The organism is Mycobacterium sp., assembly GCF_040398885.1.
Lineage (GTDB): Bacteria > Actinomycetota > Actinomycetes > Mycobacteriales > Mycobacteriaceae > Mycobacterium.
Genome location: NZ_JBBATF010000172.1, coordinates 1 through 5822 on the forward strand (window position 1 = coordinate 1; position 5822 = coordinate 5822).

At 69.5% G+C, this 5822-nt stretch carries 7 protein-coding genes and 2 pseudogenes; 7 read left to right on the top strand and 2 right to left on the bottom strand.

Annotation, left to right across the window (positions count from 1 at the left end):
- From ADBZ5U_RS13780 to ADBZ5U_RS13795, 4 genes and pseudogenes are all read left to right on the top strand, one after another.
- Nucleotides 1-254 (top strand): annotated as a pseudogene (locus tag ADBZ5U_RS13780) (cryptochrome/photolyase family protein); the annotation flags it as partial.
- A gap of 82 nt (nucleotides 255-336) precedes the next feature.
- Nucleotides 337-792 (top strand): hypothetical protein, encoded by a 456-nt coding sequence (locus tag ADBZ5U_RS13785; RefSeq protein ID WP_526811105.1) that lies wholly within the window; start codon nucleotides 337-339, stop codon nucleotides 790-792.
- Nucleotides 793-835: 43 nt separating this feature from the next.
- Nucleotides 836-1735 (top strand): metal-dependent hydrolase, encoded by a 900-nt coding sequence (locus ADBZ5U_RS13790; protein WP_526811107.1) that lies wholly within the window; start codon nucleotides 836-838, stop codon nucleotides 1733-1735.
- A complete protein-coding gene (locus ADBZ5U_RS13795) occupies nucleotides 1736-2809 on the top strand; it encodes a PDR/VanB family oxidoreductase (RefSeq protein ID WP_526811108.1) in 1074 nt (357 codons plus the stop codon).
- Nucleotides 2810-2819: 10 nt separating this feature from the next.
- Here ADBZ5U_RS13795 and ADBZ5U_RS13800 read toward each other — a convergent pair whose 3' ends face one another.
- Complete coding sequence (locus tag ADBZ5U_RS13800; protein ID WP_526811110.1) at nucleotides 2820-3380, bottom strand: hypothetical protein; 561 nt, start codon at nucleotides 3378-3380, stop codon at nucleotides 2820-2822.
- A gap of 141 nt (nucleotides 3381-3521) precedes the next feature.
- Between ADBZ5U_RS13800 and ADBZ5U_RS13805 the strand changes: the two genes are divergently transcribed.
- The gene (locus ADBZ5U_RS13805; RefSeq protein WP_526811112.1) at nucleotides 3522-3863 is read left to right on the top strand and encodes a hypothetical protein; all 342 of its coding nucleotides are present in this window, start codon (nucleotides 3522-3524) and stop codon (nucleotides 3861-3863) included.
- A 21-nt stretch (nucleotides 3864-3884) separates the two neighbouring features.
- Here the strand turns inward: ADBZ5U_RS13805 and dtd are convergent, their stop codons facing one another.
- A complete protein-coding gene (gene dtd / locus ADBZ5U_RS13810; protein WP_526811114.1) occupies nucleotides 3885-4316 on the bottom strand; it encodes a D-aminoacyl-tRNA deacylase in 432 nt (143 codons plus the stop codon).
- A gap of 320 nt (nucleotides 4317-4636) precedes the next feature.
- On the opposite strand from dtd, the gene ADBZ5U_RS13815 reads away from it, so the two are divergent.
- Nucleotides 4637-5155: a peptidoglycan endopeptidase gene (locus tag ADBZ5U_RS13815; protein ID WP_526811116.1), complete on the top strand. Its 519-nt coding sequence runs from the start codon at nucleotides 4637-4639 to the stop codon at nucleotides 5153-5155.
- Between the two features lie 114 nt (nucleotides 5156-5269).
- Nucleotides 5270-5822, top strand: a pseudogene (locus tag ADBZ5U_RS13820) (isocitrate lyase ICL2); the annotation flags it as partial.

The window sequence follows — 5822 nt, forward strand, 5'->3', positions numbered from 1 at the left end:
CCACCAAGCCCTACACCTCCGGCGGTGCCTACATCAGCAAGATGAGCGACCACTGTCGCCGATGCCCGTTCGACCCGAAGAAGCGCGTGGGCGAGGACGCCTGCCCGTTCACCGCGGGCTACTGGGCCTTCACCCACCGCCACGCCGACCTGCTGGCGGCCAATATGCGGACCGCCCGGGCCGTGACGTCGATGAACCGCCTCGCCGACCTCGACGCGGTGCTGGAGCAGGAGCGGCACCGGCGGGTCTTCTGATGTTCCGCGCCCGAAACACCGCCGCGCCCGGCGGCGATACACCGTTGAGCTATTGTTGACGACCAGTACAGGAGGTTGCGACGTGCGAAAACTCATGCTCGCGGCCAGCGGGGCGGCGACCGCCGCAGCGGCGGCGCTGGTGTTGATCCCGTGCTCGGGCATTGGCCCGGGGGCAGGTTCGGCGCAGGCCGCGCCCGGCGACACCAACACCACCCTCAACGTGGTCGGCGAACCGTACGCCAAAGCGGTGGCGATCCTGCGCGCCCAGGGTGTGAAGGCGAGCTTCGGCGGGGCGGTGGGCAGCGACGTGGCGCAGGCCCAGTGCATCGTCAGCAGCCAGAAGGTGCTCAGCGCCTCCCACAAGATGCAGTTGAACCTCGACTGCACCGCCGCGGCCCAACCCCAGGCGCCGGCCCCTACGGCCGCGGCGGGTGCCTCCGGCGCGGCGGGTACCTCCGGCGCGCCGGCCACCGAGACGGCCCGGCCCACCCCGGGAGCGCCCGGCGTGGTGACGGTGATACCCAAACCGGTGGGCTGATTCTTCCTCCCCGGCATCCCCGGCCCCCGGTTAGACTCGGGCCATGCTGCGGCCGCGCCGTTTCCGCCGGGAAGTCGACCCGGGTCCGGTCCAGATCCAGGCCCGGAACGTCGAGTTCGACGCATCGGGGTCTCCGCTGCACTGGATCCCCGGACATCCGGTGGCCTCGCACATGGTGAGCCTGCTCAACGTGGTCCTGCCGGCCGCCGAACGGTGGTTCGTGACCACCTACAACGAAGCCCTTCCGTTCGTCGAGGACGAGCGGCTGGCCGAGGACATGCGCGGCTTCATCGGCCAGGAGGCGGTCCACGCCGACACCCACGAACGGATACTGCATCAGTTCATGGAGGCCCACGGCGTCAACCCGCAGCCGATCCTCACCCAGGTCGACTACATCATCGGCAAGGTCCTGACCCCCAGTGCCTCCCCGGACCCGCAGCGCCGCTACAACCAGCTCTGCGACCGACTGTGGCTGATCGCCGGGATCGAGCACTACACGGCCCTGCTGGGCGACTTCGCGCTCAACTGCGCCTGGGACGACTACGGCGCCGACCCGACGATGATGGATCTGTTCCGCTGGCATGGCAGCGAGGAGGTCGAGCACCGCTGCGTCGCCCACGACGTCGCCACCTACTTCCACGACAGCTACCCCGCCAGAATCCGGGCCATGGTGCTGGCGATGGCGCTGATGGCCTCGTTCTTCGAGCGCAGTCTGTGGTACCTGTGCCGCACCGACCCCGCGATCGACCTCAGCTGGCTTCAGATGCAGCGCACCAGGATCGGGGACTCGAAGCTGAACCTGTTGCCGGCCTACCGAACCCTGTTCGGCAGCAACACGCTGGCCTACTTCCGCCGGAACCACTCGCCGGCGGACGTAGGCTCCACCGCGCAGGCGGTCGCCTACCTGGCCACCTCCCCCGCCGCGCGCGCGGCCCACGTGTAGATGGTGCTGCGACGCCTGCGGTCGGCGCCGGCGCCGTTTCTGGGTCTGGCCGACGCGGCGATCACCGGGTTCTGGGCGGCCACCGGCAGGCGCCGGCCCACCCGGCCCGCCCACCGCGACCGCACACTGACCCTCGCCGTCGTCGACCGCGAGGTCGTGGCCCGTGACGAGAACGTGGTCGCCCTCACCCTGGCGGCGGCGGACCGGTCACCGCTGCCGGCCTGGCATCCGGGCGCCCACCTCGATATCCGCCTGCCCAGCGGCCGCGTCCGGCAGTACTCGCTGTGCGGCGAACCGGCGGTGCGCTCCAGATACCGGATCGCGGTGCGCCGCATCCCCGATGGCGGCGGCGGGTCGGTCGAAGTGCACGACGGGTTGCCGGTGGGCTCGACGGTCACCACGGGTGGGCCCCGCAACGCCTTTCCGCTCAGCGTGCCCGGCTACGGTTCGCCCACCAGGCGGCTGAGGTTCATCGCGGGCGGCATAGGCATCACGCCGATCCTTCCGATGCTGGGCATGGCGGAGCGATTCGGCGTGGACTGGTCGATGATCTACGTGGGCCGCAGCGCCGACAGCATTCCCTTCATCGAGGAGGTGCGGCGGTTCGGGACGCGCGTCACGGTCCGAACCGACGACGTCGACGGCATACCGACCGCCGGGGACCTGCTCGGCGAATGCCGTTCCGGCACAACGGTATATGCGTGCGGGCCGGCCGACATGCTGACGGTGGTGCGGACTCGGCTGATCGGACGCGACGACGTCGAACTGCATTTCGAGAGATTCGCAGCGGCTCCGGTCGTCGACGGCGAGCCCTTCACCGCCATGGCGCGATCCTCTCGGGCCGAGATCCGGGTTGGTGCCGACGAGACGCTGTTGGCGGCACTGCAACGCGCCGGCATCAACCCGCCCTACTCATGCCGGCAGGGATTCTGCGGCACCTGCCGGGCACGCGTGCTCGGCGGGGCCGTCCAGCACCGCGACAGGCTGCTGACCACACCTGAACGCGACAGCGGGTTGATGCTGCTCTGCGTCTCACGCGCCGCGTCCGGCGAGTGTTTGACGCTGGACCTGTAGCCCCGGGCGTTCAGGCGTCCCAGGCCGCAGACACCTGGGTGGCGACGTCGATGACCTTGGCCTGCTGGGCGGCCGGGCTGTCGACCTCTTCTGCCACGTAGGCGGCGACGAACCGGCGGATCTCGCCGTCGACCCCGCCGATGATGCGCATGATCTCCCCGCGAAGCGACTTCGCCGTCACGTGGACCGCGATATCCGAGGGGCGCGGCTTGGCGATCTCGATGACTATCAGCAGGGGCTCGGCAGCCCGCGCGGTGGCCCGCAGTGCGATGTCGCCGTCGACCATGAAGCTCTGCTTGTCAAGGCGCAGATCGACGGTCAGCTCGATGAGCAGTGGGATGCGCACCGCGAAGGTGATGGTGTCTCCCAGGCTGCGTCGCACGTGGGGCTCCTGGATCTGGACCCTGGCGGTGACCTTCGCCAGCCCGCCCGGACCCTGCGCCATCGGGCCCATCGTGATCTCCCCGCCGGCGATGCCCCCGATCGCCGAGGCGACACGATCCTCGGTGACCGCCAGCTCGAAGAACCGGCGGCCGAACTCCTCGTAGGTGACGAAGTTGTGCGTATGCATAGCGCTTCACCTTCTCACGTCGCCGGCGACGGGCCGGCGATCGGCACGGTAACAAATCACGCTGTCCTCCACCACGGCCCGACATCGGCGTTTCAGCCCGCCGCGAGCCGGGTAGCCGATCACCGAGGGGAGACAGACGATATGACGAAAACCTTCAGGAGGGCCGCCGGGACGGCGGTCGCCGGCACACTCGCCCTCGGGATTCTCGGCGGCGGCGGTGTCGCCGGTGCCGACTCCGGCAATCTGGACCCGAACCCGCCCGGCCCCGGTGTCCCGGCCCTGGTCGGCCCCGGTGTCCCGGCCCCGGTCGGCCCCGGTGTCCCGGCCCTGGCCGGTCCCGATGACGAGGACGACCTCTGGGATGGCGACCCGGACGTTCCGACCTGGACGCCTGACATGGGGCCATACCCGTTGGGCCCGCGCGTCTGGCTACGGTCGGGGGCCCCGCTGGTGGCGTACTGGATCATCTGGGACTGGATTTGAGGTCGGCGCCGGCGGGCGCGGTCACATCTCCAGCATCACCGTGACCGGTCCGTCGTTGGTCAACTCGACCTGCATGTGCGCACCGAACGCGCCGGTTGACACCTCCGCGCCCAGCGCCCGCAGTGCGGCGGCGAAGGCATCCACCAGAGGCTCGGCGACGGCGGCCGGCGCGGCGGCGTTCCACGACGGCCTGCGCCCCTTCGCCGTGTCGGCGTACAACGTGAACTGGCTCACCACCAGTATCGGCGCGCCGACATCGGATGCTGACCGTTGCTCGTCGAGAATCCTTAGTTGCCAGAGTTTTTCGGCCATCCGCCTGGCCACCGCGGAGTCGTCGCCATGCGTAACGCCGACGAGGGCGACCAGGCCCTGGCGCCGGGGCGTGATGGCCCCGACGACACGGCCGTCGACCGTCACCGACGCGGCGGTGACACGCTGAACCAGGACCCGCACGTCAGCCTGCGGGGCTGAAGGGGGCCATCACACACCGGCGCATGCGGCCATCCTGCCCGATGTGAGCGTCGACACGTCGGCAAAACCGACTCGGTGACCGCCGCGCGGGTCTCGGAAACAGCGGGCAGACATAACGGTCGCGCCACGCGACCGTTAACTTCACTGTTAAACTTGAGGTTTGCTGTCTCGAAACGGTCACGCTCGTGAAATTTGATCGCCGTGAAATGGTTTTCGCAGGACTTATGCTGGTTAATCGGGCCTCTAGTGAGGGCGGCCACATACGATTGGTGACTGGAAAAAACTGTTGTTAGCGTTTTCATATGTTTGCTCTCGCAGCGCTGATGTCGCTTATTTCGCAAGTCTCGGGCACGCCCTACATTTCCGGCGGCGATACCCCCGCAGGCACGGATTGCTCCGGGCTGGCGTCCTGGGTCGCCAATGTGGCCTCCGGACGGCCGGCATTCGGCAGCAGATTCAACACCGGCAACATGGAATCCGCTCTGCTGGCCCGCGGCTTCCACTACGGCAGCGCGCCCGACTCGGTGGTCATCGGGTGGAACGCCGGCCACGCCGCGGTGACACTGCCCGACGGCACGCCGGTGTCCAGTGGCGAAGGCGGTAACGGTGTGCTCATCGGCGGGGGTGGCGCATATCAGCCGCAGTTCACCCAGCACATGTACCTGCCCGTCGAAGCGCGGGAGATGGACCAGTCTCCCCCGGCCCCCGAACCGGCCCCCGAACCGGCCCCGCCCGCTCCGGCGGCCGAGGCGGTACAGCACGCCCCGGTGATCGACCTGGCGGGCCACGGGCCGCTGCCCGGGCCGCCACCCGCCACCTGAGCGCCCTGGCGCGGCGGCGCACCCGGCCGGGATAATCGGATCGGTAGGCGGTTAGATGAGAAGCCGCGCCGACCGTTGAGAACGGCAGCCGGCGAAACCCGATCAGGAGCAGCCATGTCGAATGTCGAAGCGGACACACCCACCCGGTTTGCGCAGCAGGTGGACGACACCCAGCGGTATTTCGACAGCCCGCGGTTCGCCGGCATCACCCGCCTCTACACCGCCCGCCAGGTGGTCGAGCAGCGCGGCACGATCCCGGTGGATTACACCGTCGCACGGGAGACCTCCGCGGCGTTCCACGCCCGGCTGCGCGAACTGTTCGGCCGGCGCAAGTCCATCACCACCTTCGGCCCCTACACCCCCGGCCAGGCCGTGGCCATGAAGCGCTGCGGGATCGAGGGCATCTACCTCGGCGGCTGGGCCACGTCGGCCAAGGGCTCCACCGACGAGGACCCGGGACCGGACCTGGCGAGCTACCCGCTGAGCCAGGTGCCGGACGAGGCGGCCGGCCTGGTGCGCGCCCTGCTGACCGCAGACCGCAACCAGGCCTACCTCCGGTCGCAGATGACCGAGGAGCAGCGGGCCGCCACGCCGGCGGTCGACTACCGGCCGTTCATCATCGCCGACGCCGACACCGGTCACGGCGGAGATCCGCACGTGCGCAACC